29 protein-coding genes are annotated in these 25,585 nt (G+C 58.0%); 12 read left to right on the forward strand and 17 right to left on the reverse strand.

Annotation, left to right across the window (positions count from 1 at the left end):
• The first annotated feature begins 62 nt into the window (after positions 1-62).
• The 4 genes from EIK79_RS05810 to EIK79_RS05825 all read left to right on the forward strand — a co-directional run bounded on the left by EIK79_RS05810 (position 63) and on the right by EIK79_RS05825 (position 2,647).
• Entirely contained in the window at positions 63-413 is a 351-nt protein-coding gene (locus EIK79_RS05810; protein ID WP_124954181.1) for a glutaredoxin family protein, read from the forward strand.
• 200 nt (positions 414-613) lie between these two features.
• The gene (locus EIK79_RS05815) at positions 614-1,213 is read left to right on the forward strand and encodes a DUF7110 family protein (RefSeq protein WP_124954182.1); all 600 of its coding nucleotides are present in this window, start codon (positions 614-616) and stop codon (positions 1,211-1,213) included.
• Positions 1,214-1,339: 126 nt separating this feature from the next.
• The gene (locus EIK79_RS05820) at positions 1,340-2,293 is read left to right on the forward strand and encodes a phosphoadenosine phosphosulfate reductase family protein (protein ID WP_124954183.1); all 954 of its coding nucleotides are present in this window, start codon (positions 1,340-1,342) and stop codon (positions 2,291-2,293) included.
• 78 nt (positions 2,294-2,371) lie between these two features.
• Positions 2,372-2,647, forward strand: a complete 276-nt coding sequence (locus tag EIK79_RS05825; protein ID WP_124954184.1) for a ribonuclease P protein component 4 — start codon at positions 2,372-2,374, stop codon at positions 2,645-2,647.
• Between the two features lie 9 nt (positions 2,648-2,656).
• Here EIK79_RS05825 and EIK79_RS05830 read toward each other — a convergent pair whose 3' ends face one another.
• Positions 2,657-3,424 (reverse strand): GTP cyclohydrolase IIa, encoded by a 768-nt coding sequence (locus tag EIK79_RS05830; protein ID WP_124954185.1) that lies wholly within the window; start codon positions 3,422-3,424, stop codon positions 2,657-2,659.
• Positions 3,425-3,641: 217 nt separating this feature from the next.
• Here EIK79_RS05830 and nth point away from each other — a divergent pair, with 217 nt between their 5' ends.
• Together nth and EIK79_RS05840 are read left to right on the forward strand one after the other, a co-directional pair.
• Positions 3,642-4,322 (forward strand): endonuclease III, encoded by a 681-nt coding sequence (nth, locus tag EIK79_RS05835; protein WP_124954186.1) that lies wholly within the window; start codon positions 3,642-3,644, stop codon positions 4,320-4,322.
• A gap of 93 nt (positions 4,323-4,415) precedes the next feature.
• Positions 4,416-4,934, forward strand: coding sequence for a DUF3995 domain-containing protein (locus EIK79_RS05840; RefSeq protein ID WP_185715526.1), 519 nt, complete (start codon positions 4,416-4,418; stop codon positions 4,932-4,934).
• Here the strand turns inward: EIK79_RS05840 and EIK79_RS05845 are convergent.
• The 5 genes from EIK79_RS05845 to EIK79_RS05865 all read right to left on the reverse strand — a co-directional run bounded on the left by EIK79_RS05845 (position 4,915) and on the right by EIK79_RS05865 (position 10,828).
• Positions 4,915-5,400 (reverse strand): DUF7321 family protein, encoded by a 486-nt coding sequence (locus tag EIK79_RS05845; protein WP_124954188.1) that lies wholly within the window; start codon positions 5,398-5,400, stop codon positions 4,915-4,917. The two genes, EIK79_RS05840 and EIK79_RS05845, sit on opposite strands and share 20 nt — an antisense overlap.
• Before the next feature lie 151 nt (positions 5,401-5,551).
• Entirely contained in the window at positions 5,552-7,135 is a 1,584-nt protein-coding gene (gene serA / locus EIK79_RS05850) for a phosphoglycerate dehydrogenase (RefSeq protein WP_124954189.1), read from the reverse strand.
• A 105-nt stretch (positions 7,136-7,240) separates the two neighbouring features.
• Complete coding sequence (locus tag EIK79_RS05855; protein WP_124954190.1) at positions 7,241-8,920, reverse strand: type IV secretory system conjugative DNA transfer family protein; 1,680 nt, start codon at positions 8,918-8,920, stop codon at positions 7,241-7,243.
• Positions 8,921-8,995: 75 nt separating this feature from the next.
• Positions 8,996-10,198: a hypothetical protein gene (locus tag EIK79_RS05860; RefSeq protein ID WP_221621692.1), complete on the reverse strand. Its 1,203-nt coding sequence runs from the start codon at positions 10,196-10,198 to the stop codon at positions 8,996-8,998.
• A gap of 189 nt (positions 10,199-10,387) precedes the next feature.
• Positions 10,388-10,828, reverse strand: a complete 441-nt coding sequence (locus tag EIK79_RS05865) for a hypothetical protein (protein WP_124954192.1) — start codon at positions 10,826-10,828, stop codon at positions 10,388-10,390.
• A gap of 207 nt (positions 10,829-11,035) precedes the next feature.
• Between EIK79_RS05865 and serB the strand changes: the two genes are divergently transcribed.
• Both serB and EIK79_RS05875 read left to right on the forward strand, forming a co-directional pair.
• Positions 11,036-11,671, forward strand: a complete 636-nt coding sequence (gene serB / locus EIK79_RS05870) for a phosphoserine phosphatase SerB (RefSeq protein ID WP_124954193.1) — start codon at positions 11,036-11,038, stop codon at positions 11,669-11,671.
• Positions 11,672-11,730: 59 nt separating this feature from the next.
• A complete protein-coding gene (locus EIK79_RS05875) occupies positions 11,731-11,994 on the forward strand; it encodes a hypothetical protein (RefSeq protein WP_124954194.1) in 264 nt (87 codons plus the stop codon).
• A 2-nt stretch (positions 11,995-11,996) separates the two neighbouring features.
• On the opposite strand, the gene metX is transcribed toward EIK79_RS05875, so the two are convergent.
• Together metX and EIK79_RS05885 are read right to left on the reverse strand one after the other, a co-directional pair.
• The gene (gene metX, locus EIK79_RS05880) at positions 11,997-13,187 is read right to left on the reverse strand and encodes a homoserine O-acetyltransferase MetX (RefSeq protein WP_124954195.1); all 1,191 of its coding nucleotides are present in this window, start codon (positions 13,185-13,187) and stop codon (positions 11,997-11,999) included.
• Complete coding sequence (locus EIK79_RS05885; protein WP_124954196.1) at positions 13,184-14,470, reverse strand: O-acetylhomoserine aminocarboxypropyltransferase/cysteine synthase family protein; 1,287 nt, start codon at positions 14,468-14,470, stop codon at positions 13,184-13,186. The genes metX and EIK79_RS05885 overlap by 4 nt, the downstream gene beginning before the upstream one ends.
• 202 nt (positions 14,471-14,672) lie before the next feature.
• Between EIK79_RS05885 and EIK79_RS05890 the strand changes: the two genes are divergently transcribed.
• Together EIK79_RS05890 and mvaD are read left to right on the forward strand one after the other, a co-directional pair.
• Entirely contained in the window at positions 14,673-15,227 is a 555-nt protein-coding gene (locus EIK79_RS05890; RefSeq protein ID WP_124954197.1) for a DUF2243 domain-containing protein, read from the forward strand.
• Positions 15,228-15,301: 74 nt separating this feature from the next.
• A complete protein-coding gene (gene mvaD / locus EIK79_RS05895; RefSeq protein ID WP_124954214.1) occupies positions 15,302-16,270 on the forward strand; it encodes a phosphomevalonate decarboxylase MvaD in 969 nt (322 codons plus the stop codon).
• Positions 16,271-16,276: 6 nt separating this feature from the next.
• On the opposite strand, the gene EIK79_RS05900 is transcribed toward mvaD, so the two are convergent.
• From EIK79_RS05900 to mdh, 6 genes are all read right to left on the reverse strand, one after another.
• Entirely contained in the window at positions 16,277-16,753 is a 477-nt protein-coding gene (locus EIK79_RS05900) for a cupin domain-containing protein (RefSeq protein WP_124954198.1), read from the reverse strand.
• 71 nt (positions 16,754-16,824) lie between these two features.
• On the reverse strand, positions 16,825-17,097 hold the full coding sequence (locus EIK79_RS05905; RefSeq protein ID WP_124954199.1) for a hypothetical protein: 273 nt from the start codon (positions 17,095-17,097) through the stop codon (positions 16,825-16,827).
• Positions 17,094-17,900 (reverse strand): M99 family carboxypeptidase catalytic domain-containing protein, encoded by an 807-nt coding sequence (locus tag EIK79_RS05910; RefSeq protein WP_124954200.1) that lies wholly within the window; start codon positions 17,898-17,900, stop codon positions 17,094-17,096. The genes EIK79_RS05905 and EIK79_RS05910 overlap by 4 nt, the downstream gene beginning before the upstream one ends.
• Before the next feature lie 56 nt (positions 17,901-17,956).
• A complete protein-coding gene (locus EIK79_RS05915) occupies positions 17,957-19,120 on the reverse strand; it encodes a cystathionine gamma-synthase (RefSeq protein ID WP_124954201.1) in 1,164 nt (387 codons plus the stop codon).
• Between the two features lie 100 nt (positions 19,121-19,220).
• Positions 19,221-19,799: an NADPH-dependent FMN reductase gene (locus EIK79_RS05920; RefSeq protein ID WP_124954202.1), complete on the reverse strand. Its 579-nt coding sequence runs from the start codon at positions 19,797-19,799 to the stop codon at positions 19,221-19,223.
• A gap of 95 nt (positions 19,800-19,894) precedes the next feature.
• The gene (mdh, locus tag EIK79_RS05925; protein ID WP_124954203.1) at positions 19,895-20,809 is read right to left on the reverse strand and encodes a malate dehydrogenase; all 915 of its coding nucleotides are present in this window, start codon (positions 20,807-20,809) and stop codon (positions 19,895-19,897) included.
• 230 nt (positions 20,810-21,039) lie between these two features.
• On the opposite strand from mdh, the gene EIK79_RS05930 reads away from it, so the two are divergent.
• Positions 21,040-21,588 carry an Sjogren's syndrome/scleroderma autoantigen 1 family protein gene (locus tag EIK79_RS05930; RefSeq protein WP_124954204.1) on the forward strand — a complete coding sequence of 183 codons (549 nt, stop codon included), beginning with the start codon at positions 21,040-21,042 and terminating at the stop codon, positions 21,586-21,588.
• A gap of 114 nt (positions 21,589-21,702) precedes the next feature.
• The gene (locus tag EIK79_RS05935; RefSeq protein WP_124954205.1) at positions 21,703-22,248 is read left to right on the forward strand and encodes a response regulator transcription factor; all 546 of its coding nucleotides are present in this window, start codon (positions 21,703-21,705) and stop codon (positions 22,246-22,248) included.
• Here EIK79_RS05935 and pepF read toward each other — a convergent pair whose 3' ends face one another.
• The 3 genes from pepF to EIK79_RS18005 all read right to left on the reverse strand — a co-directional run.
• Positions 22,249-24,042, reverse strand: a complete 1,794-nt coding sequence (gene pepF, locus EIK79_RS05940) for an oligoendopeptidase F (protein WP_124954206.1) — start codon at positions 24,040-24,042, stop codon at positions 22,249-22,251.
• A gap of 119 nt (positions 24,043-24,161) precedes the next feature.
• The gene (locus EIK79_RS05945) at positions 24,162-25,136 is read right to left on the reverse strand and encodes a hypothetical protein (RefSeq protein ID WP_124954207.1); all 975 of its coding nucleotides are present in this window, start codon (positions 25,134-25,136) and stop codon (positions 24,162-24,164) included.
• Between the two features lie 225 nt (positions 25,137-25,361).
• The coding region (locus EIK79_RS18005) for a hypothetical protein (RefSeq protein WP_221621693.1) at positions 25,362-25,585 on the reverse strand (224 nt) is incomplete at its 5' end.

Consider the following 25,585-nt stretch of genomic DNA (forward strand, 5'->3'; position numbering starts at 1 on the left):
ACGTGTGAAACCACCCTCTTTCCGGCGAAACACGTTTCCGTCGAGAAGCAAAACACGACCCCATGACGTTCGATCCGGAACCCGACCTCAGCGAGTCTGCAGTCACCGACCGCGTCGACGCGACTATCGACGACAACGACGTCGTCCTCTTCATGAAGGGCACACCGCTGATGCCCCAGTGTGGGTATTCCCGGCGAGCGCTGGGACTCATCGACCAGTACCGCGATGAGTTCGAAACGGTCAACGTACTCGATGCGCTTGACGCGTACCGATCCGCGCTCAAACAGCGCAGCGACTGGGAAACAATTCCACAGGCGTACGTCGAGGGAGAGTTCATTGGTGGAAGTGACATCCTCGCAGAACTTGACGAACGGGGCGAACTCCAACAAACCTTAACGACTGACAGTAGCTAACGCCCCATACATCACCACCACAATACGTGTGGGTCTCTATATCACTCACTGTGGTGATAGACTGCCGATTGACATACCTATATACGCGTCGACTTCTGCGGTGTGTGGCTCGAAAACAGTATAAGTGACGAATCCATAGAATGCACCGACCAGTTCCGGTCGCGGGGATGCCAGTGCCCCGGAGAGCACCTGTCATAGCTATGACCAGCCACGTATACACGCTTCACTCGACACTCGAACTGCCACTCGAAGACGTTCACTCCCATTTTGAATCAGCTGATCTACCAGTCGAAATCGACGAAGTAGAGATCACGCGGCGAAACAACACACTCATCCTGAGTGCCGTTGCGGCCGAAGACAACATTAGCAAGTACACGCCGACGGCACAGCTCAAAGCGAGTGTCAGCGAAAACCGGGTGTATCTTGACGAAGAGGAGGAAGAAGATTCGTTTGGCACGTCGCCCTCTCCAAGCGGTCCACAGTGGGGGGCGTTCGGCCAGCAAGAAGAAGAGGAAGAACGGCCGTCGGAACTCGTCGAATACGCCTGTTTCAAAGGTGATCGGGAAACAGTGCTTCAGAACACGGCGCTTCAGTATCCGATGTTCGAAGTGCTCTGTGATCTGGCTCGCAACGCTGAGAAAGGGAATCTCACAGCGATCACCGCCGTCAACGGACAACTCGAAGCGACCCGGATCGTCGATGGCGAGGACCGGCCCGCCACGATCGAAGTACGGGAGGATCCACACGATTCGTCCGCGTCCAACGGCGTCGATTGGCGAAACAACGAATTCATCGGCTGATTGCCATCGCGTAGCCGGGACCACCGCTCTCCTTTGTCTTTTTTATCGTTTGTCGTGTGCTATCAGTTCACGATTGCGAACGCGGCCGAAAACAACTTTAGGCTGGTAATGATATCTAATTACGATATGGTGGAGTTTCCCGAGTATCTCGATGTCGCGTACGACGACGGTGAAGGCGAACAGCCCGGCGATTATCCGGCGCTTGAGGACAAGATCGAGAAGGCCATCGAGGTCACCCGGATCGGTCTCGAAGAGTACGAATCGCCCGCAGTGATGTGGACAGGCGGGAAGGATTCAACGCTCACGCTGTACTTCGTCGCCCAAGTTGCGGAGAAGTACGGGCTTGAGGTGCCACCTGCCGTGTTCATCGACCACTTCCAGCACTTCGATGAGCTGATGGGTTTCGTGGATCGGTGGGCGGACGAATGGGATCTCGACGTGATTTACGCCCGCAACGACGATGTCGGCAGTCTTGCCGATGAGCCGGGCGAGGAGATCGCGGTTTCGGATCTGAACGAGCAGAACCAACACCACGTTCGTGAGATCCTTGAATACGAAGAGGACACGTTCCCGTTCCTGCTCGATACGTACGTCGGGAACCACTTGTTGAAGACGGTCGCGCTCAACGAGGCGCTCGAATCTCACGGGATCGACGGCATCATCTCGGGCATTCGGTGGGACGAACAGGAGGCACGCGCAGACGAGACGTTCTTCAGTCCGCGCCATGACCCCGATATTTATCCGCCGCACGATCGGGTTCAGCCCATTCTGCAGTTCGAAGAGAGCGCTGTCTGGGACGCGTTCTGGAACTACGTCGTTCCGGATACTGTCGAAGAGTACCCCATGGGACATGTCCCACAGGATTACGACGATCTCCCGAACGGTCTGGACCACGCCGATCTTCCCGTCAGTCCGAAGTACTTCGAAGGGTTCCGTTCGTTGGGTAGCGAGGTAAGCACGGACAAAGCCGACACCGAACCCGCGTGGCTACAGAACTTAGAAGAGACGACAGAACGCGCTGGCCGCGCGCAGGACAAGGAGGATCTGATGTCCCGACTGCGCGATCTCGGCTACATGTAAGGTGCCTGCGACAGACGTGAGGTAACTGAAACGACTGGCTTTTTTCGCTATCTATCGAACAGGAGGTGTGACCGGGCGATGACCATCGCAGAAGAGCGAATCGATCGGCTACACGCGCTCGCACGCACAGCCGTACGTGAGGGCCACGAGGACCGCGCGCGGACGTACGTCCGGCGTGCGCGTCGCATCGCAGAACGAAACCGATGTGGACTGGATCGCTCGTTCAAGCGGTTCACCTGTGATCGGTGTGATGTGTACCTTCGGGTGGGCGACAACGCACGCGTTCGATTGCAGAACGGGCACGTGGTCATTACGTGTTCGTGTGGGGCCCAGTCGCGGTATCCGTACCAGTAGCGGTTTCTCTCAGACGCCCGGAGCTGGGCACTGATCAACCATCACCACGGCTTGGTCGGTCTCACGACCCTGTTCGAGTCCGTGTTTAGCTGCCATTCCGGCTTGGCGAGCCGTTTGTCCCGTGCCGACACCGACGCGGAACGGAACGTCAGTTTTGCTCGTAACGTAGTCGATCACGTCGTGGTACGCCTCCTGATCGAGTGATGGGCAGACCGCTACCACGTTGTCACCACCGACGAAAAACGCAAGCGATTCGTGTTCCTGATAGAGATGTCGTGCGAGCGTCCCGTACCACTGCTGGACGGTGGTGTACACCTCAAACGCGTCGAGTCGGTCCGTGAGCCGATCGGTCGCGTTCTCGATGTCGAAGTGGCCCACGGTAACCTCACCGGCGTCCGCGTCGGTCGTCTCTCCCTGACAGGTCGCGGTTCGGGTGTCATCCTGTGCACTACCAGCAGCCCGGAGCTGTGCACTCGCACTAGCGAGAGCCGCACGCGGGGTAGCACCGACATCGAAGCCAACGCTGACGGTCACCGGATACCGGTTTCCGATCGACGCCTGTAGCTGTTCGTGAGCGTCCCGATCTAGTCGGTTGGTGATGGCGACGATGTTGTCTCCTCTTGTGTAAAAGGCGTATCCTTCCCGGTCTCCGACGAATCCCGCGATCTCAGCGTACAGCCGGGACTGGAGCGTCTGTAGATCCATCTCTGGCCGGGGTGACGGGGTGACGGTCCACGGTCCATAATCGTCGACTTGAAACACCGTCGTCTGGATCATCGTTCACTCCGGTAGGGAACGATCGGCTGCTGCTCGGCTCTCGTCCACATCCCTCTCCCCGTGTACATCCTTCGTGGTGACTGAGGGGGACGTTCGACAAAAGCGTTCTCAAATCCGTTTCCAGTTCCATATTCGTGACGTAGGCGTGCCGGGTTCGCCAGAAACTCGGCGGTTCCCGAGCCGACACGCACAAGTTCGAACCGTTCGGTGGTTCGGTATGGGAACACAGCGATCGGACACCGATCGAGCGGCGCAGATCATCGACCGACTGCTGGACGCGTATCCGGAGTCAACGATCTCGCTCAACTACTCCAACCGGCTTGAGTTGCTCATCGCGGTCATGCTTTCGGCCCAATGCACCGACGAACGGGTGAACGCGGTCACTGCCGACTTGTTCGAGAAATACCCGTCGGCCGAAGCGTTTGCCGAGGCCAATCAGGACGAACTCGCAGAAGACATCTCCTCGATCACATACTACAACAATAAAGCCGAGTACATCCGGAACACGTGTCAGACCATCCTCTCCGAGTACGACGGATCGGTCCCGGATACGATGCGCGATCTCACGGAACTGTCCGGCGTCGGTCGCAAGACCGCGAACGTCGTTCTCCAGCACGGCCACGACATCGTCGAGGGGATCGTCGTCGATACGCACGTCCAACGCATCACCCGACGGCTCGGTCTCACAACCGAACAGTCTCCGAAACGGATCGAAACAGCTCTCATGGAGATCGTCCCCGAAGAGCACTGGCAGCAGTTCACCCATCTCATGATCGATCACGGCCGGGCGACGTGTACGGCGCGTAATCCAGCGTGTGCGGACTGCGTGCTCGAAGACCTCTGTCCGTCCTCGAAGCTCGACAACGACGTTGATCTCGCGAGTAACGAACAGTGGTGATCCTCTAGAGCGTCGCTCTCAGGGCGATGACTGTGGCAACGAAGAATGCGAGACGGGCGGTATCTCTTTCACCTGGGGTGTCGAATAAGATTTATGACTGCATCACCACGATCGGTGACCACCAATACGTCTGAAACTCCGTCGTGGGCAGGGTATGCGGCCTGTGCATGGATGTTCGTGTTCGCCGGGATGAGTTTCTACTGGGCGCTCGGTGGAACGGTTGGACTTCGAACCGTCTCGCCTGATCTGCAGGAGTTGATCCACACACCGTGGCTCACTACTGTCTTCTGGCTCACCGGTTTCCTGAAGCTCACCGGTGGACTGCTTGCGCTCGCGTTCGTCCGGCCGTGGAATCAGCGAATCCCCCACCGGCTGTTGCTCATCGCTGCGTGGGGTGTGAGCGCTCTCTTAGTCTTCCACGGACTCGATTTCGTGATTCAGGGAGCATTCACAGAAAACGGACTCATCAGTCCCGCCTATCCCACGGCGTGGACGCCAGCCCACTGGCAAACGTTCGTGTGGGGACCGTGGTGGGTGCTCGGTGGATTCTTATTTTGTGTGGCGACGTGGAACTACCAGCACCGGTCTCCCGCTACACGTGATAGCGCGTGAGATATCGGAGGACGCCGACGACGTAGGCGAGGATCCACATGAGGATGTAGCCGAACACGCCGATCCGAAGCCGCCACCGCCAGTGGCGCATGTGTTCCCCACCGATCTCATCGAGCAACACCTGTTCGTCGTAGTCGTGGTACAAGTCGTGTTCGCGCTTGGCGCGGAAAATCCGAACGATGCCGGTCAACGCAAACGTGAGCATGGCGTAGGCTTGGAGCCCAAGCACAGCGTGCAACGCGGCGAAACCACCAAACTGGTTGGTGAGTCGCGGGATCATCCACACGAGCATTGGGATCGTCGTGAGTGCCAGCCCCGACAGGATGTATTTGAGATGGTGGGTGAGCACGTCCCACGTTACTTCCTCGGCGTCGATCACGATCCACGCTCCGTACACCAGCAACGGGAAACTCAACGTTACTAAGAGAAGTACCACCGTTGCGATCGCCGCGTCGCCGAGGGCCATGTTTCAGTTGACGGAGAGACTCGGCTAAAACGTGCCGAAAGCCGTGCAGTGGGCGGATCTCTCAATTGAACAACGTGAGGAGCGCGAACCCAATACAAGACACACTGCTGTCACACAACGCCCCCACACTGGATGATCGTCGGTGCACCGCTCACTGATCGTTCAGTGAAAGATACTGTGCTTGGATGATGTTGTCGTCAGATTCGAGCGTTTCGATGAGGTCGGGCGCGGGTTCGTCATCGAGCGAGTAGACGGTGAGCGCCTCCCCGCCGATCGTTTCCCGGCCGTTGTACATGCCGGCGATGTTGATCCCTGAATCACCAAGCACGGTGCCGATGAATCCGATAACACCGGGTTCGTCGTAGTTGCGGGCCACGAGCATGTGTCCGTGTGGGATCGCGTCCACCCGGTAGCCGTCGATACGAACGATGCGCGGGTTTTCTCCCGCGAACTGCGTGCCGCTGACGCTGATCTCACCATCACCGTTGTGGAGCGTCACGGTCACGAGGCTCTGGAAATCCTCCGCCTGCTTGGCTTTGGACTCGACCACGTCGATCCCGCGCTGTTCAGCGAGCGAGGGGGCATTGACTGCGTTAACCTGTGGTTCGAGCTGGCGAAACATCCCTTTTAGCGCGCTGGCGGTGACGATATCGATCTCTTCGGTTGCGATGTCGCCGGCGTACTCGACGTGCGCCTCCTCGACGTGGGCGTCGAACAGTTCCATTGCGATCCGACCGGCGGTTTCGGCCAGTCCGATGTACGGCTCGACACGCGGGAACGCGCTGGCGTCAACCGACGGCGCATTAAGCGCGTTCATCACCGGCTCATCGTTGACCGCAGCGACGATCTGATCAGCGGTGCTGGTGGCGACGTTCTCCTGTGCGGCTTCGGTGCTTGCGCCAAGATGTGGCGTCACAACGACGTTATCGACGCCGAGTAAGGGACTGTCCTCCGACAGCGGCTCGTCGGCAAACACATCGAGCGCTGCCCCGTTGAGAACGCCGTCTTCCACTGCAGTCGCGAGCGCGTGTTCATCGACAACGCCGCCACGAGCGCAGTTGACGAGATAACCGCCGTCGAGTTTCGCCAGCTCAGCCTCCCCGATCAGTCCTTCTGTTTCGGGGGTAAGCGGTGTGTGAACGGTTGCGATATCAGCGCGTTCGAGCACTGCGTCGAGTTCCGCGAGTTCAGCACCTAAGGCGTTGGCCCGCTCCGCACCGATGTACGGATCGTACGCCACCAGTTCCATTCCGAGCGAACCACAGCGCCGTGCCACTTCCTGCCCGACGCGCCCGAGACCGACGATGCCTAACGTCTTGTTGTTGAGTTCCGTGCCGAGGAACTCGCCTTTCGCCCACTCGCCGGTGTTCAGTCGGACGTGGGCCTGTGGGATCGAGCGCGCCGTGGCGAACATCATCGCGACTGTGTGTTCCGCTGCAGCACGGACGTTCCCCTCGGGAGCATTGGCAACGATTACCCCGTGCTCGGTCGCGGCGTCGATATCGATGTTGTCGACGCCGATGCCGGCCCGACCGACGATGACCAGTTCCTCTGCGGCACTGAGCAACTCCGCCGTCACATCCGTCCCCGACCGGACGATGAGTCCGACCGCGTCTCGAACGGCGGTTTGTAGTGCCTCTTCATCCGCCTCGTACGCCGTTTCGACAGCGAAACCGGCTTCACGAAGCCGATCCAATCCGGCATCCGCGATTGGATCCGTGACGAGTACCTTCATATCTCGGTCTCCGTCGGTGGGGGGATAACGCTTTCTTCCTTCACACCTGTGGCAAATATTGTTCGTGACGGTTCAGTGAACATGATTCAGCCACGCTGTTCCGTCTCAGTCTTTCTGTCGTTCTTCGAGCTGTGGTGGTGCTTCCGGTTCACGCTTTTCGAGTGCTGGCTGGCGTTGCGTTCGGTTGAACAGCCGGCTCCAGAGTCGGGCGGCGAGACCGGGACGGTCAGCGGGGAGCAAGCGGCCGTTGATGGCGTCGAGGAGGTAGAGGCGGCCGTGCTGTCGGCCGGCGGGTGTGTGGACGACGCCGCGGCCGGCTTCGAAGTTCTGGAGCGTGTCCTCACCGATCGGGTAATCTTCGAACACTCGAATATCGTTCTCATCGGTCTCGACGAGCCACTCATCATCCTCGTCGGGACCCACGTTACGTTCGACGCGTTCGCGGCCGATCCGTTTGCGGCAGTACTCGACTGATCCCTGACCTACTCGGAGGTGAATCTCCTGAGCCAATCCGCTCAACAGACTGTCAGCCTTGTCACTGCCGTACGTGTCCCGGAGCTGAGGAATCGCTTGGACGCCTAAGATCGCATAGCAGTTGTACGCCCGGCCCGCGTTGATCAGTCGTTCGAGCATGTCCAACTCCGGTAACGCCGCGAACTCATCCAGAATGTAGTACGATCCCCGGTCGTCGTCCAGTCCGAATCGGATGCTCCAGTCGATCAGCAGTCTGAAAATCGGCTGGACCGAGGCGGACTGTTGGATCGGAAAGTCCAACAACAGAACCCGGCCTCGTGGATCGGCCATGTACTCGCGCACCGAAAACGTCCCAGCCTCCCCAAAGTCGTCCCGAAAGACCGCTTTCACCCGCTCTTCGAGGATCGACACGATGTTGCTGCTCGCCTCAACGCCGTCCGGGAGGTGTTTTTTCGATGAAAGATCCTCCGCGACGAACCATTCACGCATGTGATCGACATCCACTGTATCGACGAATCCAATGAGGTCGACGTTCGTCGGTATCTCATCCGGTTTTGCACGGAGTTGGATTAGCCGCAGCACGTCCGCTAGCACTTGGGCAGCCGCGTTCGTGAAGTAGTCGTTGTCGACTTCGGCCCCCGCAAAGACCGCTTTAGCGATCTCATCGTAGTCGCCGTCTTCTTCGATCTCGTTGAACACGTTCCACGTGACCGTCGAATCGCGTGATGAGAGCCGAATGATGTCGTCCTCGGGGAAAAACGCCTGGTAGTCCTGCTTGTAATCGAAGATCACGAACGCCTCATCAGGATCGGCTTGGAGTTGGTGAGCCAGCACTTTGATCGCCTCCGTTTTCCCGCTGCCGGTTTCCCCGAGTACCAACACCGAGCGGTCCATTTCGAACTGCACGGCCCGCTTCGATCCGGGAGGATCGCCGTGTCGATCGTCCGCGTCCGCGAGTGGCACGAGCATGATGTCCTCGTACAGTCGGTGGCGGAGCTGGTATTCGGTCTGACCAAAGCGCCAGTAGACCGCCAACGCGCCCGTCCCACCGAGGAGGATGACCGGATCGAACGCGAGGCTGAAAAACTCCTGGGAAACCAGTGGAACGGCGAGTTGCCCACCGACGACCACGGGATCGATCCAGACCTGCGATCCCAGCCACGGGAGTAAGACCGAACTGACAACGATGACCACGGCCACGTACCGCAGCCGCATTCGGAGATGTAAGAGCACCCAGTTGCGCCCCCGCTGAAGGCGGTCGCTGATCGCTTTTGGAAGACGGTTTAGAACGTCGGTCACTGCGTTGCTCATAGCTCCCGACGTCTCAACGACGCTGTTTCGAACTTCTTGCGTCTCACACTGGTCCGTGGATTCCAGCTCATTAGTTCAGAGGGATGTACCTCCCGGACCTTTTTTCTCGTCGTTATCGTTGCTCGCCCCCTCACTGTTCGTCGTCTCCTCACCAGTGGATGGGTGACGCCCGGCAAGCCGCGCTGAAATCGTACCATCTGAGGGAGATGGACTGTTTGTGGTCTCCAGCTTTCTCTTTTTGATCCCAGCGAGAACGACGTGACTGTCCGTCTCGGTGTCGAACGCCCCGGCGAACGCCGCCATCTCCTCGGTCATTGCTGTCCCTGTAGCCTTCTTTTGGGATGGGTCCTGAGAATCCTTGATCAACTCCTCAAATACCTCGTCTGCGTTTTCGGAGAGTATCTGATCACCACGTATTTCCTGTTCCAGCGCTTCCATAACTTCTTCTTCTATTTCTTCATTTGTATATTCGTGTGAATAATCATTTCTTCGTTTCCAACACTCTATCCGACCAAGCATCTGAAGATGTTCTTCACAGGAGAGATCCGGACAAATCGGAAAAGTAGCCGTATCCATCGTCTTGATACTCTCTGTTTCTTTTGTCGTTGTCTTGGTACCGTCTTCCGTTCCGCCACCAACGTCAACGTTAACGAATGGAAGCGCAGAAACAGCTACCTTGAACGACTTCTTTGATCGATTTCTGTCTTTAACCGACTCTCCTTCTGTTGTGGTCGTTCCTACTGAGGTTTGTGTGGGCTTTTGCTGTTCCCCGCACTTACATCGGTCTAACTGTTGAGGCGGGGTCTCCTTCTCTGTCTGACTCTGTCCATTATCAATAGATTCACCACTTTCTGCATCATAATCGGTAGACTCAACTAACCCATCGACAATTTTACTAATTGTTTGATAGTCACGGATTGCTTGTCTTCTCTTTCTATCAGCAGCATCGTTGATTTCCTTCTCTGAGTACTCTTTAGAAGAAATATTCTTCATCTTCCAAAATATTATATCACCAACTTCAACTATATGATTCTTACAAGTTGGATCCGGACAAAGATTGAATGGTTCCGCGTCTCCTTCTGACTTTTTTGAATTCTCTGTGTCTGCCTCCTCTGTCGTAGACGTTTGCCTTCCCAATATCGTGTTGAGTGTCCGTGAGGAGATATCTCTGTCTTCGCTCTGTTCTTGGTCGGTTTCTGCTGCCGAAACCACCCAGAGCATTTCCTGCCGACCACACTCTTCACACTGCCGCGGTTGTAGAGTGGGGGCATTAGACATCAGCAATTCCTCCAGATACCCACCATGGATCCAGTACAATAGCGTATCGCGTGTTGGGTGGATTGACGCTGTGAGGAGCATCTTGACGTTGTCCGCTTCGACAACAGAGGGCAACTTGGCTGAACACAGGACTGTTCCCCTCGATACTGCCAGAGTGACCGTGGTATTTGTAGAGATTTCGGCCGTAGATTATTCATCGTTAGCGTTTGTGCTGTCTCCCTCTTCCTGTTCTACCATATCCTGATACACTTCTTCTGCATTTTCCCTAAGAACGCGATCCCCCATTTTATCCTTCTCTACACTCTCTGCAACGATCCCGTCTAGTTTCTCCTCCGAGAATTCACGACTGGGGTCGGTTTTCATCCGCCATCGTTCCATTGTTCGAATATCGCCTTCTCGACCATCACAGGAGAGATCCGGACAGAGATAGAAGATCTTCTCTTTATGAACGGTTTCCGACTCTCCTGTCTCCGAACCATCGGCTGCACTAGATCCAATCGTGTTGCTGACAAACTCCCGCACTTGATCAATAGCCGAAGGGGATTTCTTTTCGATGACAAATTCGAGCTTTCGTGGTTTTTTCTCCTGACCACACTCCTCACAGTGGCGGCCCGTGGGTTCTTCCCACATCAGCTATCTCCTCTTTTAGTATGATAATTGACTAGATCCGTTCCGGGTCTCAATCGGCTTGTATGAATGTCAGGTTGTCTCATACAGAATGATGTCTGTGCTATCATATAAAACGTGTTGTTGGAACGCGCCTCCGACGGGGGCCGTTCGTGCCGCTGCGCGCGATTCGATCGGTTCGGTTTTTACGCCGTGGTGAGAGCGTCCGGTATGGAACTCGTTGCGTTCGATTTCGACGGGACGCTTTCGGATTCGGAGATGACGGTCCTTCTGGGTGAACAGAGATCGGTTGCGGACGAAATGGCGACCATTACCGAGCGAGCGATGAACGACGAGATAGGATACGCCACGAGCCTGCGCGAACGGGCGGCACTGCTCGACGGGCTTCCCCTGACAGCCGCTCAGCGCGCGTTTGAGGCGGTGGCGCTTCGGCCGGGGGCAGGAGACCTGATCGACGCGCTCCGCGATGCTGGCGTTCACGTTGCGATCCTCACCGGCGGATTCGAGCGCGGCGTCCAAGCAGCCCTCGACAGAGCGAACACCACTGTCGACACTGTCGTTGCTAACCGTCTCCCAGCCGAAAACGGCGCTCTCACTGGTGACGTAGCGGGACCGCTCATTGAGGGCACGAAAGACGAAGCGCTGGACGATCTCACCCACTCGGTCGAGCCGACAACGACGATCGCGGTCGGTGACGGCGCGAACGATCTCCCAATGCTCGAATACGCTGGGCTTGCTGTGGGATACGAACCGAAACCAGCGGTCGAACCCGCGTGTGACGTAACCGTCACGGCAATGGACGAACTGGCGGAACTGCTCACAGAACGGAACGTGCTCGACGCCTGAACCGTGGTCGGCGCAGGGATGTCGAGTACACTTATTCCGGGGGATGGCAAACACCGGGTATGCGTTCACGGATGACGACCCTCTCACGGCAGTCGATCGAAGGTGTGTTGGACTGGATCAACGACAACCCATTGATGGCCGCAGGTGTCACGATGGCAACGGTCGCCACCGTCTACCTTCTCGTGTTGATACAAGGGGCGGCGACCGAAACAGGAACCGATATCGGCGGTCTCGCCCCGGTCACGCTGTCGGTCATCTCTGCTCGACCGGTGTATCTGCTCGCAATCGTTGTCGGCGTGGGGCCGCTCGTCTGGCGCGAGTGAGGCTACTTGAACAGACTCGTGTGAACGGGGGCGAACGCCCGTTCGTCCTCGCCAGCAGCGGTATCGGTGACCGCCGTTCCGCGGACGCCCTCAGCAAGGAAATCCGACAGCGGTGGGCCGACCTTTTCGGGTTCGACGAGAAAAGCGTCGTGACCGTGGTCTGAGTCGATGATGTGGTGAGCGATCTCCGTCCCGGTCGTGCGAAACGCTTGGGCGATGGTTTCGGATTGATTGACAGTGAAATGCCAATCACCGGTGAACGACATACACAGTGCTTGTCCGTCGAAGGCCGCGAGCGCGTCAGTGTTCGATTCATAGCCCGAAGCGAGATCGTAGTTGTCCATCGCTCGCGTTAGATACAGATAGCTGTTGGCGTCGAACCGCTCAACGAAGCGTTCGGCCTGATAATCGAGATACGACTCCACGTCACGATAAGGGAAAAAGCCGGCTGCGGAATCGACCGGGAAGGTGTCGCGGAGCGAATCCCGGCCGGCCGCTCGTCGACCGAATTTGCCGTCCATTGAATCTTTAGAGAGATACATGACGTGCCCGATCTGTCTGGCAAGGGCCAAGCCGTGGGTGGGATACGCATCCGTATCGTAGTAATCACCGTCCTGCCAATTCGGGTCAGAGGTGATTGCGCGCCGGGCGATGGAATCGAGCGCGAGACACTGGGGATCGAGCCGCGGAGCGGCGGCGATGGCGACGATGTGCTCGGTGTGATCAGGGTGGCGTTTCGCCCAATCGAGTGCGTTCATCCCGCCGACGCTTCCGCCGACGACGGCGTACAGATGCGGGACGCCAAGTTCGTCCAGCAACGCTCGTTGGGCCTCCGTCCAGTCTGCGATCGTGACTGGTGGAAAGTCAGTCCCGTAGGGCGTCCCGTCCGGTCGTGTAGAGGCTGGTCCCGAGGATCCGTAGCACGAGCCGGGGACGTTCGCACAGACGACGTAATACTCGGTGGTGTCGATCGCTTTGCCCGGCCCGACGATATCGTCCCACCACGCACGGGCCTGTCCGCTCGTTCCGGTTGTCCGTCCGCCAGCGACGTTGGCGCTCCCGGTAAGCGCGTGACAGACCAACACCGCATTGTCCCCTGTAAACTCGCCGTACGTTTCGTATGTGAGTTCAAGGTTCGGGATCGATTCCCCACACGCAAAGCGAAACTCGCCCAGAGAAACCGTCTCACTCATATCGCTCGATCGAGATCCGCAATGATGTCGTCTGGCTCTTCGATACCAACCGACAGGCGAACGAGATCCGATGTTACGCCGCTTGCACGCTGTTCCTCTGGTGATAGCTGTGCGTGGGTGGTGCTCGCTGGATGGATGACGAGCGTTTTCGCGTCCCCGACGTTCGCCAGAAACTGCGCCAACTCAACGGATTCACACAACTGCTTTCCGGCCTCGTAGCCCCCCTCTAGCCCGAACGCGATCATGCCTCCGAACCCTCCCGTAAGATACTGGCGGGCGTTGTCGTAGGTTTCGTGGGACTCTAGTCCGGGGTAGGTGACCCACGCGACCGATGGATGGTCAGCAAGGAACCGGGCGACTGCGAGCGCGTTGTCACAGTGGCGCTCCATTCGGATCGAAAGCGTCTCCGATCCTTGAAGCGTGACCCACGCGTCGAAGGGTGATTGTTGGTCTCCGAGACTCCGGAGTGACCGTTGGCGGGCTGCGTTGGTGAACGCCCGTTCTCCGTAGCGCTCAGTGAAGTTCAGCCCGTGAAACGCGGGGTTTTCACCGCCGATCTCCGGATACTTCTCCGGATGCTCCGACCACGGGAACCGGCCGCCGTCGACGAGCACCCCGCCGACGGTCGTCCCTGATCCGTGAATCCATTTGGTTGTTGACTCCCAGACGAGATCCGCCCCGTGTTCGATCGGTCGGCACAACGCGGGTGTGGCAAACGTGTTATCCACCAGTAGCGGTGTCCCGTGTTCGTGAGCGATGGCAGCCACCCGCTCGATGTCAGCCGTCACCAGCGACGGGTTGCCGATCGTTTCGAGGTGCACGTACGCCGTGCGCTCGTCAATCGCTCTCTCGTACGCCGCATAATCGAGCGTGTCGACGAAGCGGGCTTCGATGTCCCGTCGTGCCGCAGTATGGCTCAGATACGCGTGCGTTCCGCCGTAGATCGACGACGCTGACACCACGTTGTCCCCTGATCGGGCGAGCACGAGTGTCGCGGCGTCGAGCGCGGCCATGCCCGATCCGGTGGCGAGCGCGCCGACGCCGCCTTCGAGATCCGCGAGACGACGTTCGAGCGTCCGCACCGTCGGATTGCTGATCCGCGAGTACACGTCACCATCGGTCTCAAGCGCGTACAGATCCGCCGCGTAGTCGGCGTCCTCGAACACGTACGACGACGTTTGGTACAATGGGGGCGCTGCTGCCCCTGTCTCCTCGTCCGCTCGTTGCCCAGCGTGGATACACCGCGTTCCGAACCCACGCGTGCGCCGCTCCTCGCTCTCCATGTTTGTGACTCATATATCTGCATGAGGTTATAACCACCAGTTACGGCAACGTTTGCTGTTGTGCGGTGCGAGAACGATGGTCGTGGCAGGCGTGCTATTGGTAGTGGTCTCTCCTGTCCGGGCAGACGGTCAGCTAAACAACAAACAGAGTATGAGTATTGTTAACATTATCTTTTCAATCCGTGCACCCGTAATCTTCCGTATGAGCGATCACGAGACGTGGCTGGGTCTTCAGAAACCCGCAAAGCCACTAGTTCGGGCCGGTATCTTTCTTGGCATAGGACTGGGTGGGTTTTTCGATGGGATCGTCGTTCATCAAATCCTTCAGTGGCATCACATGCTGTCTGCTGTCACTGACACGACGATTATCAGCGTCCTTCGATTGAACGTGATGGTTGATGGATTCTTCCACGTCGTTACCTACGTCTTTACCATTCTCGGAATCATCCTCCTCTGGCGGGCGTGGCAACAGCACGATGTCCCTGCATCAGGCCGGGCGTTGTTCGGTTCCGTGATCCTTGGTTGGGGCGTATTCAACGTGGTTGAAGGAATCATCGACCACCATCTTCTCGGCATCCACCACGTCTGGCCTGCTGGTCCCGGTTCTGTCCTCCTGTGGGACGCAGCGTTTCTGGTCTGGGGTGTGCTGTTCATCATCGGCGGGTACGCCATCGTTCGTCGTGCTGTCTCACCAGCGTCCGGGCGCGACCGAGAGCAATCTGCGCGAGGCGAACAGGAACGAGAAGAGATCGGCTGATCGGCGGGTCCCCACCCCAGTTGTGAGAAGTCGAATCAGTTAAGCCCACAGTGGAACGCCTGAGAGATATGCGAATGAAGGCGACAGCGCGAGCACATCCGATTCAAGGACTCATCAAGTATCACGGAATGCGCGATCCGGAACTTCGGCTTCCGTATCACGATTCGATCAGCGTCTGCACCGCACCGAGCAACTCAACGACGACGGTCGAATTCGATCCGTCGCTCGCGTCCGATCGGATCGTGATCGACGACGAGGAGGTGTCGGGGCGTGCCGCAGAGCGCGTCGAAACCGTCATTGACGAGGTTCGCGCCCGCGCAGGAATCGAGACGCCAGTCCGGTTCGAAAGCGAGAGTTCGTTTCCGACGAACATCGGCTTCGGTTCCTCATCGTCGGGCTTTGCTGCGGCCGCAATGGCGCTGTGTGAGGCCGCTGGGTTGGAGTTGAGCCGCCCGGAGATATCGACAATCGCCCGCCGTGGGTCGTCATCGGCGGCACGGGCAGTAACAGGCGCGTTTTCCCACCTCCGGACGGGGCTGAACGACGCAGACTGCCGGGCAGAACGCATCGACACCGAACTCGAAGACGAGCTACGGGTTATCGGGTGTGAGGTACCGGCGTACAAGGAAACCGAAGAGGCACACAAAGAGGCCGCCGACAGCCACATGTTCGAAGCCCGTTTGGCCCACATTCACGGCCAGATCGCTGAGATGCGCGATGCGCTGCTGGGCGCGGACTTCGAAACGGCGTTCGAACTCGCTGAGCACGATTCGCTCTCCTTGGCCGCGACGACGATGACCGGTCCTGCGGGGTGGGTGTACTGGCAACCCACCACGCTGTCGATCTTTGAAACGGTGCGAGAGCTCCGACGCGATGGGGTCCCCGTCTTTTTCTCCACCGACACGGGCGCGAGCGTCTACGTCAACACGACAGCCGATCACGTTGACGCAGTTGAGCGCGCCGTCGGTGAGCACGCACCGACGAGACGCTGGCACGTCGGTGGCCCAGCGCGTATTCTCGAAGAGAGCGACGCGCTGTTTTGACACCGGTCAGTGGTCGTACTCACACACTGTACAGGTGAGTTGGAAGTCTCCGTTTTCGAGCGCGACGCCGTGGCCCGTTTTTTCCTCACACTCCGGGCAGTAGACGATCGATTCTAGCTCGTCCCAGTCGTGCATCGCGCCGGGTGCGCCGAGCGCCAACCCGACGACGGTCTCATCGTCGTAGTTGTGACCACACTGGTACTCGCCCGGCGCAAAGCGGATCGCCGCCTCCGGACCGACCCGCACCTCCTCCTCACCGGCTCGGCCGACTTCGAACGTTGCGGTGCCCTCACTGATGTAAAACACCTCCTCTTGGTCGTGGTGGGTGTGGATGCCACCGGAAAACGATTCGCCTGGTGCCAGTTCGAAGTAGTTCATCGCGAAGTCGGTCGTTCCGAGCACCATCGAAATCGGCTTGCGGATCTCGTGCACGTTCAACGGATTCGGAACCGTCTGGATCTCATCGAGTGCTGCTTTTTTCACACCACTGAACAGTTCGGGTGTAGCAAAAAGTTACTGCCACTGGTTGCTCGTTTCTCTGGGTTGTGGGTTTCTCACTGCCGAACGTATCGGTACATCCCACCAATAACGACCGAGACGGCGTAGCTGCCCATCAAGAACGGTACCCAATACACCCAGAGCGCGAAGTTCGGAAAGAGCTGATTCCCGATCGAACTCCCCAGAGACAGCGCGACATAGCCCGGGAGCGCAAGGGGTGTCATGAAATCGTTGTCGATGACGCCGATGGCGAGCGGCCCGACGAGAAGCGCGAACACGACAACGACGCTCCGTCCGACGAAGATCCGCCGGATGTCCGATACAGTCATTGCCCATCCTCCCCCGCGCGTTCGACGCCGTGTGACGAAAGCAGCGATTCCGCAGTTGTCGTCGTCCACTCGACACGCGTGTCGAGATCGGTGAGGAATCTCGCCGTTTCTACGATGTACGCCGGGATGTTCAGATCGTTGCCGGCTTTGTGAACGAGCATCGGACGGCTGCCGTACACCGTGTTTCCGGGCTTGAACTCGTGAAACGGCATATACCACGGAACATGTTTTTCGTTGAGCATCTCGATCGTTTCCTTGGCGTTCGATGGTGCGGAGCCGGCATCCGTCGGGTAGATCGCCTGACCGACGAAGTCCGGATGAAACTTGTAGATCCCTTTCGAGCGGTGCAGATCAAGTAGGACATCCGGCTCGTATTGCATCACTACGTCGTCCCAGATCGCGCGCGCGAGCTTCGTTGTCGGCGTCTCTTCGGGCGGGAATTTGCGATTGAGATCGCCACCAACACCGTGGCGGGTGTCCCGCTCGATCGCCGGTTGGTTCGCGCGCGGAAGCACGATTACTCGCCCGGAATCGAACTGCCAGCGAGACACCGCTTCGGCCGCTCGGTATCCGGATGTTTCATCGCCGTGAACGCCACCGACGACGACGGCTGTTGGTCCCTCGTTGGTCCCCTCGATCGCGTACACGTCCGTTTCGTATCTGGTTCCCTGCAGAACTGTAGTCTCCGGCTCGCCCCTCGCGTTCTGTCGTTGGTCGTTTCCCCCGATTGCTGATCGACTGACCGTCGGTGCCGAAAGTCCGACAGCAGCTACTACTCCCGAAAGATACGTCCGACGCTTCATTGCCGAGGCGTACGTGTTCTGTCGTTATCAGTTTCGCCTTCTGTTCCGACGCGAATTTATCCGAGTACGGTATCGAACGCGCCCTGTAGATCCGATCGGAGATCGTCGACGTGTTCGATTCCGGCGCTCACCCGGATCAGGCCGTCGGTTAACCCGGCAGCGATCCGCTCGTCCCGTGGGATCGCCTGATGGGTCATTGCAGCCGGCTGTTCGATGAGGCTCTCAACCCCGCCCAGACTTTCAGCGAGGGTGAACACCTCCGTGTTCGAGACGACCGCGCTCGTCTCTTCTAACGTCGCGTCGAGTTCGAAACTGAGCATGCCGCCGTAGTCGTCCATCTGCTTGGCTGCGGTCTCGTAGGTCGGATGGCTCTCCAGTCCGGGATAGTAGACGTACTGGACTTCAGGGCGGTTTTCGAGCCACGTCGCCAACGTATGCGCGTTTTCACAGTGGCGCTCCATGCGAATCGGGAGCGTCTTCACGCCCCGCAACACCAGAAAGCACCCGAAGGGGTTCGGCGTCGCGCCGACGCTGTTCTGATAAAAACCGAAACGCTCGTCGAGCGCAGCGTCGGCGGTAACGAGTGCGCCACCGACAACATCGGAGTGGCCGCCCATGTACTTTGTGAGCGAGTGACAAACGACATCAGCACCGTGTTCGAGCGGTCGCTGAAGGAACGGCGTCGCAAACGTGTTATCCACCGCACAGAGAGCGTCGTGTTCGTGGGCAATGTCCGCGACAGCCGCTATATCGATCGCGTTCAGTAACGGATTGGTCGGCGTTTCAACCCACACTACACGAGTGTCCGAGTCGACAGCACCAGCCACTGCGTCGGGATCAGTCATATCGACGAAGTCGAACGATACCGCATACTGATCGTACACCTGAGTGAATAAGCGGTGGGTCCCGCCGTACACATCGTTGCTCGCAACAACGTGATCGCCCGACTCACACAGATTGAGCACCGTGTTGATCGCGCCCATCCCGCTGGAGAACACCCGGCCGTGCGTACCGCCTTCGAGATCAGCGAGGTTCGCTTCGAGCGCCGCTCGGGTGGGGTTGCCGGTCCGAGAGTACTCATAGCCCCGGTCTTCGCCCGGCGCGTCCTGTGCGTACGTCGAACTCGCGTAGATCGGCGTCATGACCGCTCCCGTCTCGGGATCTGGCTGTTGGCCCGCGTGGATCGCTCGTGTCTCGATCCGCCGTGAATTCTCGTCCATGCTCGAACAACACCGCCGATCCGTGTGACTCTTGTCGTTCTTCGATCCAGGAGCAACCTGACGGCCACCCTTGGTATCACCCACAAGCGTCAGTTCGAAACTAGTCGTCTGCGCCGACGTTTTCGGCGCTTTCGACGGTGTAGGGATCGGGTTCGATCGTCGCATACTCGACGGCGCGCCGCCCCAACGTTCTGACTCGTGTTTCAGTGTCCGGATCGGTGAACTCGCCGTCTTCGAACTGGCTGTTGACGCTGGGGATCGCAGCCTGGTGCGGGATCACCCACGCGTTCAGCGCGCGACACACTGACCTGAGGTGATCGAGCGTCGTGACTGTGAACGAACCACCCGACACCGCGAGTAGTCCCACAGTGGTGTTCTCGAACTCGTCAAAGCCACAGTAATCCAGCGCGTTTTTCAGGGGGGCAGAGTAGGAGCCGTGGTACATCGGTGAACCTAACAGCACGCTATCGGCCTCTCTGATCCGATTTCTGAGGTCATCAGAATCTCCTGCGTCGTTAGCATCAGCGTCGTACACCGGCAGCTCAAGCCGCCGGAGATCGATCAGATCGGTCGAGGCGTCCAAATCAGCCGCGCCGTCGAGCGCGTGCCCGAGCGCGGTTCGGGTGTAACTCCCGTCCCGAAGGCTGCCACAAACGGCGGCGACGTGAGGATCATTCATACGTGTTGGAATCCGTAGGGAATGAAAAGTGTACCGACTCGATTGATCGCTGTCCGGTGTGTCTGGTCGTCAACGCTGAGCCGTCGGCAGGGTTCTCACGCGATCTTCTCGTACTGTTCGGCCAGCTTCTCGGCTGCGTCGTCCAGTTGGTCCTGTTCGCTCTCAGAGAGATCCCACTCGACGATCTCCTCGACTCCGTTCTGGCCGAGCTTGACGGGGACGCCGAGACCGACGCCGCTGTGGCCGAACTCGCCATCGAGTGCGATCGAACCGGGGAGCACCTCGCCGGTGTCTCGGAGGACGGCCTCGACCATGTGGCCGACACCCGTGGCCGGTCCCCACTCGGTCGCTCCTTTGCGCTCGATGACGTTCATCGCGCTTTCTTGAAGATCTCCGAGAATACGGTCCTTTTTCTCGTCCGTGAACGACGGATCACGGCCATTCACTCGCACCTTCGAGAACACCGGCACCTGTGCGTCCCCGTGCTCACCGAGGATCGTCCCCTCAACGTTCGTCACCGGCACGTCGAACTCCTGTGAAAGCACGTACCGGAACCGTGCGCTGTCGAGACGGCCACCGAACCCGATCACCTTCTCTCGGGCACGATCACCTGCTTCGTACAGATGCCGGTTCAGGAGATCGACGGGGTTCGAGGTGGTAACCGTCACGAAATCGTCGTTGTACTCGGCCAGCGACGCGCCGATGTCCGCCATGATCGGCGCGTTGTCCTCTGCCAGATCGAGTCGTGTCTGGCCGGGCTTGCGTGGAATGCCCGCCGTGATAACGACTACATCTGAGCCAGCTGTCTCCTCGTAGCTTCCCTGTCGAATGTCCGTGTTCGCGTCGTAGGCGACGCCGTGGTTCACGTCGGCTGCCTGCCCGATTGTCGTGTCCTCTTGGTCGGGAATATCCACGAACACTACCTCATCTGCGATGTCACGGAGCGCGATGTTGTATCCGGCTGCTGCACCAACAGTCCCTGCCGCACCGACTACGCTGACTTTTACCATACCCCAAAATCGGCGTACGGACCGGTTAAACGCTTCGAAAGCTATCATTTCGACATTGGTAACACGTGTACAAAATATCGTTTACACCGTTCTGCACAACTGCTATAACCAGAACCAAAAAATCCGAATAAAATTCGTGTGAGATACGACGTTTCGATCTGGCGATCGAAGTGCCCGGCACTCCGTTTCTCGTCGGAGACCTTTTTGAGATCGACCACTTCCTCTCGTATATGAGCGAATTCGATGAGGAAGCCGAACGGGAGAAGCTCAGAAAGCAGTTCGAAGAGGACAAACGAAAACGCGAAAGCACGGAGCGGATGAGCGAACTCCTTCTACAGGGAGCGACGATGACTGACACACATTGTGATTCCTGTGGCGATCCCCTGTTCCGGTATGAAGGTCAGGAGTTCTGTCCGACCTGTCAGGTCCGAACCGACGGACACCAATCGGCAGACACACAGCAGTCATCAACAGACGCCGAACCATCGGAGTCGACAGAGACAACGATGTCGACGCAGATCGACACCGAAGACGAAACAGTCCCAGCCGACGATCCCCCAGAACCGGACACTGCGACCACCACAGACGCACCGGCCGCGTCTGTCAACACTCCGTCAGATTCCGGTCTCTCGACGGCGCACCAGTCGCTCGTGGCCACTCTCACGCGTTTCGCCAAACGCGCTGAAACGACGGAGGACCCTGACCGAGCGCGTAAGTTCCTCGCGGCCACGGAGGACGCAGCGACAGCCCTCAACGCCCTCAACCAAGCGTCAAAGTAAGTGAACCCGTCTCAACCCAGGTATAATTACACATTAGTATTCGATATAATACAATTGTCTTGATATAGTTGGATAATCGGAATATTAATCAATTTGGCGTGTGATTGCGGCTCAATGAGTGATACGGATCCCATCGTGTTGATCGTAGAAGATGAATCATCGCTGGTGGACATTTACTCACATTGGTTATCTGATGACTATCAGATACGCGCTGCAGAGAGCGGTGAGCGTGCGTTAGAGCTGATCGACGAGGACGTTGATATCATGGTGTTGGACCGGTTGATGCCAGCTCTGACTGGACGGGAGGTAATCGAAAACGTACGAGAGCAGTCGTTAGACTGTAAAATCGTGATGGCGACTGCCGTCGAGTCAAACTTCGATCTCATCGAGGCAGGGGCCGACGCGGCGATCACGAAACCCATCACGAAAGACGAGTTACTGTCCGTCGTCTCACAGATGCTTGCCCACGAGAACTATCGTGAACTGGAGACCGAATATTTCGATTTGCTCGCTGAGCGGAGCGAACTTCTCGCCTCGGCAACGCCCTCAAACGAGGAGTTATCAACGCTCGAATCACGGATCGAGGAACTCGCTGCGCGACTCGACGACAGAACGCAGGAGATGGACGACAACGCGTTTATCAGTCTGATGCGTGATTGATCAGTTCAGTTGCTCGAACACGCCGAGATACTCTTCGTACGTCGAAAACGTCGTTTCGATGGGAGCCGGTTGTTGCATGTCCACACCGGCATTCTGGAGGAGTTCGAGGGGATACTCACGGGATCCCGAATTGAGGAACTGGCGGTACTGCTCGGCGGCATTGGGTTCGTCGTCGTCGAGGAGTCGGTCGACGATCGCAACCGCCGCGCTGATCCCCGTCGCGTACTGGTAGACGTAGAACGCATTGTAGAAATGCGGGATGCGCATCCACTCCCGATCAATCCGGTCATCAACAACCGCTGGTTCGAGATACGTGCGTTTCAGCCCACCGTACAGTTCATCGAGTCGATCTGGAGTGAGCGCACCCCCGTCTTCGACGATTTCGTGGGTTCTCTGTTCGAATTCCGCGAACATGGTCTGTCGCAACAACGTTGATCGGAACCGCTCAAGATACTGATCGAGAACGTGACGGCGAAGCTGTTCGTCATCAACCGTCTCAAGGAGGTGGTGGGTGAGCAACGTCTCGTTGACGGTACTGGCGACCTCCGCAACGAAGATCTCATAATCGCTGTACACGTACGGCTGTGTCTCCTTTGTCAGCTGGCTGTGCATTGAATGGCCGAGTTCGTGCGCCAGCGTGAACAGTGACGACACGTCGTCCTGATAGTTCATCAGGATGTACGGCTGAGTATCGTACGTTCCGCTGCTGTATGCCCCCGATCGCTTTCCCGCGTTCTCGTAGACATCTACCCACCGCGCATCGAGTCCGTCTGCCAAGCGGGACTGGTACTCCTCTCCGAGGGGAGCGACCGCGTCGGTGACGTACGTCCTCGCCTGTTCGTAGGTCACTGTCGGACTTTCGTCCCCAGTAAGCGACATGTACACGTCCCACATCCTGAGTTCGTCGAGATCAAGTACATCGCGCTTCAGTTCGAGATGTTCGTGGAGGACACTGAGATTATCATTGACCGTCTCGACGAGGGTGTCGTACACGGAAATCGGGATGTTTGTGCCGTCGAGCTTGGCTTCACGGGCGGTTTCATAATTGTGTGTTCGGGCCTGTTTCACGTCAGCTGTCACGCTTTTTTTGTACGCTGCCCCGATCGCGTTTCGGACTGATTCCCACTCGTCGTAGAACGTCTCATACACCTCCTTGCGGAACGCCCGATCCGGATTTTTCTGTAGCGTCGTGAAATTCGACAGCGTAATCTCGACCGCGTTTTCGTCGGGATCTTCGACAGCCGGAAACGTCATATCCGCGTTCGTCAGCATGGTGTAGATCTCCCCCGGCGCGTCGGTTACGTCGCTGAAATCGGCAAGCAGCCGCTCGATCGTTGTCGATCGCGTGTGCGGCTTCAGCCGGAGCACGTCATCGAAATACTGCTCGTACTGTTCGAGCGCCGGCTCGTGGTCCATCAGGTCCGCAAGCTCCGCCTCGGTGAGTGTTTGGATCTCCGGTTCGATGAATCCCGCTGCGCTTCTGGCGTCGGCAACCAACGACTGCGCCCGTGCTGATAACGCCTGATACTGCTGGTTGCGGGTGTCCTCGTCGCTTCGCATCCGCGTGTACGTGGCGACGTTCGAAACGATACGCATCATCCGCTCGGAGTGACGTAGCACCGACAGCAACGTTTCAGCGTCCTCTGTTACGCGGCCTTCGTATTCTTTGAGTTCCTCGATAAGCGACTCGGCTGTCTCATAGCTGTCTTCCCACTCCGCATCATTCACGAACAGGTCATCCGTATCCCATTTATACTGTTCCTCGATTTTACCGCGTTCCGGAACCGAACTCATGTACTACGGTTCGTCCCGTCTCTGTTAAACGTATCGTCGGAACGACTCGTATTTCAGTGTCTCTGGCTCCACAGAAAGGATCGTGAACTGATCCGGAACGGTTTCGGCCGTCGGACGATTCACCGGCGTCTGCGGGCGACGATCGCAACTAGTGCCACGGCCAACGCGAGCACCGTCAGCCCGACGCCAAAGCCCGGTCCGGAAACGATGGTTCGCAACCCACCGGAGTCGTCGTTCGAATCCTGATTACTGGTCATCTGGCTCTGACCTTGGCCTTGGTCTTGCTGTTGGGTTTGGGTTCCGCCCTTCGAATCACACGTTCCAGGGGTTATCTTCACTTCTTCATACATGTTGAGCGCATGGGCCTGCTCATCGCCAGAGCGGACGATCCAGCGCTCGACTTGGTTCATCGTTCCTTCACCCTCCCAGCCGGAGTAGGGATAGTGCTCTGCCTCTCTGTTGAACTTCGGATCGATGGTTATCTCTCCCTTCCAGTCGTCAGGGGGTGCTCGGTAGACACCGCCGTCGTTACGTCCACCGTTCCATCCCCATGACGCCGTTGTCATTGATTTGTTGAACGTGAAGGTGTCGTTCGCTCCGGCGTAGCCGTCGTCTTTCACAGTCCAGCCGCCGGTGACCGGCATCCCACGCATTACGAGCGTCACAGTGCCGCCGCCAGTGCTCCGATTTCCTGAAAACTGATCGTGGAGGAAGACGAGGCTCAGCCCGCCGTTCCCCTTGTAGAAGAAGAACTGGCTCGTGTCATCGATCTGCAGGTCGGTCGTTCCGCGGGAACTGTATCCGCTTCCGTGGGTGCGGTAGTCGTAGTAGCTAACCACGTTATTCGTTCCGTCGCCCATCGGGGTGACCGTATAGCACGTATCGCCCTGTTGGACGGCGAACGTTTCGGAGGCGTTGTTTCCGCCCCCTGTCTGAGTTCCGTTCTGTGCGTCTGCGATCGGTGCCATGCTGAGACTCATGGCACCGACAGTGATCACTACCATCACGACCACCACGGTCTTCGCGCTCAAGCCGAGCATACGCTCGTACACCGCCGTTGATGAACTGTTTGTATCGTCGTGCGGCCGATTCATTGTTCAATAACTGTCCGCGCAGCTACCCACCTAAGTATGAACGTGTTTCTCTCGGTAGTGAGCGCCTAACCGTTCTATTCCGACCGATTTGATGTGTTCGCGCTGGTTCGCGAGAGCGATGGGAGGACATACCTACTGCGCTGTCGGGTTCGCTACGGCGGGGGATTTCACCAAACAGCGTTCTACCGTCCAACGCATAGAGTGTCCCCATTCCGAGCCTGACAACTAGCTACCGATGGCTCTTTTCGGATCGCGTTCGGTTATTCTCAACCGCCAAAAAATATCGACTAAGGGGATGTGACGGGTGCCACTGGATCTCGAAACGTTCGCGTGTTTCGTGATCTCAGTCGTCGTCTTTCTTTCGACAATCCCGGCCTCGACCGTCTCGACCGTCTCGGCCACGGTGACCATCGTGATCGTCTCGACCATCTCGGCCACGGCGACCATCG

The organism is Halocatena pleomorpha (genome assembly GCF_003862495.1).
Taxonomy (GTDB): domain Archaea; phylum Halobacteriota; class Halobacteria; order Halobacteriales; family Haloarculaceae; genus Halocatena; species Halocatena pleomorpha.

Coding starts and splice junctions, on each gene's coding strand:
- EIK79_RS05840 (WP_185715526.1), top strand. CDS start 4,416: ATGACTGCATCACCACGATCGGTGACCACCAATACGTCTGAAACTCCG.
- EIK79_RS05945 (WP_124954207.1), bottom strand. CDS start 25,136: ATGAATCGGCCGCACGACGATACAAACAGTTCATCAACGGCGGTGTAC.
- EIK79_RS05910 (WP_124954200.1), bottom strand. CDS start 17,900: ATGAAGCGTCGGACGTATCTTTCGGGAGTAGTAGCTGCTGTCGGACTT.
- EIK79_RS05810 (WP_124954181.1), top strand. CDS start 63: ATGACGTTCGATCCGGAACCCGACCTCAGCGAGTCTGCAGTCACCGAC.
- EIK79_RS05930 (WP_124954204.1), top strand. CDS start 21,040: ATGAGCGAATTCGATGAGGAAGCCGAACGGGAGAAGCTCAGAAAGCAG.
- serB (WP_124954193.1), top strand. CDS start 11,036: ATGGAACTCGTTGCGTTCGATTTCGACGGGACGCTTTCGGATTCGGAG.
- EIK79_RS05825 (WP_124954184.1), top strand. CDS start 2,372: ATGACCATCGCAGAAGAGCGAATCGATCGGCTACACGCGCTCGCACGC.
- nth (WP_124954186.1), top strand. CDS start 3,642: ATGGGAACACAGCGATCGGACACCGATCGAGCGGCGCAGATCATCGAC.
- EIK79_RS05890 (WP_124954197.1), top strand. CDS start 14,673: ATGAGCGATCACGAGACGTGGCTGGGTCTTCAGAAACCCGCAAAGCCA.
- mvaD (WP_124954214.1), top strand. CDS start 15,302: ATGAAGGCGACAGCGCGAGCACATCCGATTCAAGGACTCATCAAGTAT.
- metX (WP_124954195.1), bottom strand. CDS start 13,187: ATGAGTGAGACGGTTTCTCTGGGCGAGTTTCGCTTTGCGTGTGGGGAA.
- EIK79_RS05855 (WP_124954190.1), bottom strand. CDS start 8,920: ATGAGCAACGCAGTGACCGACGTTCTAAACCGTCTTCCAAAAGCGATC.
- EIK79_RS05920 (WP_124954202.1), bottom strand. CDS start 19,799: ATGAATGATCCTCACGTCGCCGCCGTTTGTGGCAGCCTTCGGGACGGG.
- EIK79_RS05875 (WP_124954194.1), top strand. CDS start 11,731: ATGCGTTCACGGATGACGACCCTCTCACGGCAGTCGATCGAAGGTGTG.
- EIK79_RS05820 (WP_124954183.1), top strand. CDS start 1,340: ATGGTGGAGTTTCCCGAGTATCTCGATGTCGCGTACGACGACGGTGAA.
- EIK79_RS05860 (WP_221621692.1), bottom strand. CDS start 10,198: ATGTCTAATGCCCCCACTCTACAACCGCGGCAGTGTGAAGAGTGTGGT.
- EIK79_RS05915 (WP_124954201.1), bottom strand. CDS start 19,120: ATGGACGAGAATTCACGGCGGATCGAGACACGAGCGATCCACGCGGGC.
- EIK79_RS05845 (WP_124954188.1), bottom strand. CDS start 5,400: ATGGCCCTCGGCGACGCGGCGATCGCAACGGTGGTACTTCTCTTAGTA.
- EIK79_RS05885 (WP_124954196.1), bottom strand. CDS start 14,470: ATGGAGAGCGAGGAGCGGCGCACGCGTGGGTTCGGAACGCGGTGTATC.
- pepF (WP_124954206.1), bottom strand. CDS start 24,042: ATGAGTTCGGTTCCGGAACGCGGTAAAATCGAGGAACAGTATAAATGG.
- EIK79_RS05830 (WP_124954185.1), bottom strand. CDS start 3,424: ATGATCCAGACGACGGTGTTTCAAGTCGACGATTATGGACCGTGGACC.
- mdh (WP_124954203.1), bottom strand. CDS start 20,809: ATGGTAAAAGTCAGCGTAGTCGGTGCGGCAGGGACTGTTGGTGCAGCA.
- EIK79_RS05815 (WP_124954182.1), top strand. CDS start 614: ATGACCAGCCACGTATACACGCTTCACTCGACACTCGAACTGCCACTC.
- EIK79_RS05905 (WP_124954199.1), bottom strand. CDS start 17,097: ATGACTGTATCGGACATCCGGCGGATCTTCGTCGGACGGAGCGTCGTT.
- serA (WP_124954189.1), bottom strand. CDS start 7,135: ATGAAGGTACTCGTCACGGATCCAATCGCGGATGCCGGATTGGATCGG.
- EIK79_RS05935 (WP_124954205.1), top strand. CDS start 21,703: ATGAGTGATACGGATCCCATCGTGTTGATCGTAGAAGATGAATCATCG.
- EIK79_RS05865 (WP_124954192.1), bottom strand. CDS start 10,828: ATGTGGGAAGAACCCACGGGCCGCCACTGTGAGGAGTGTGGTCAGGAG.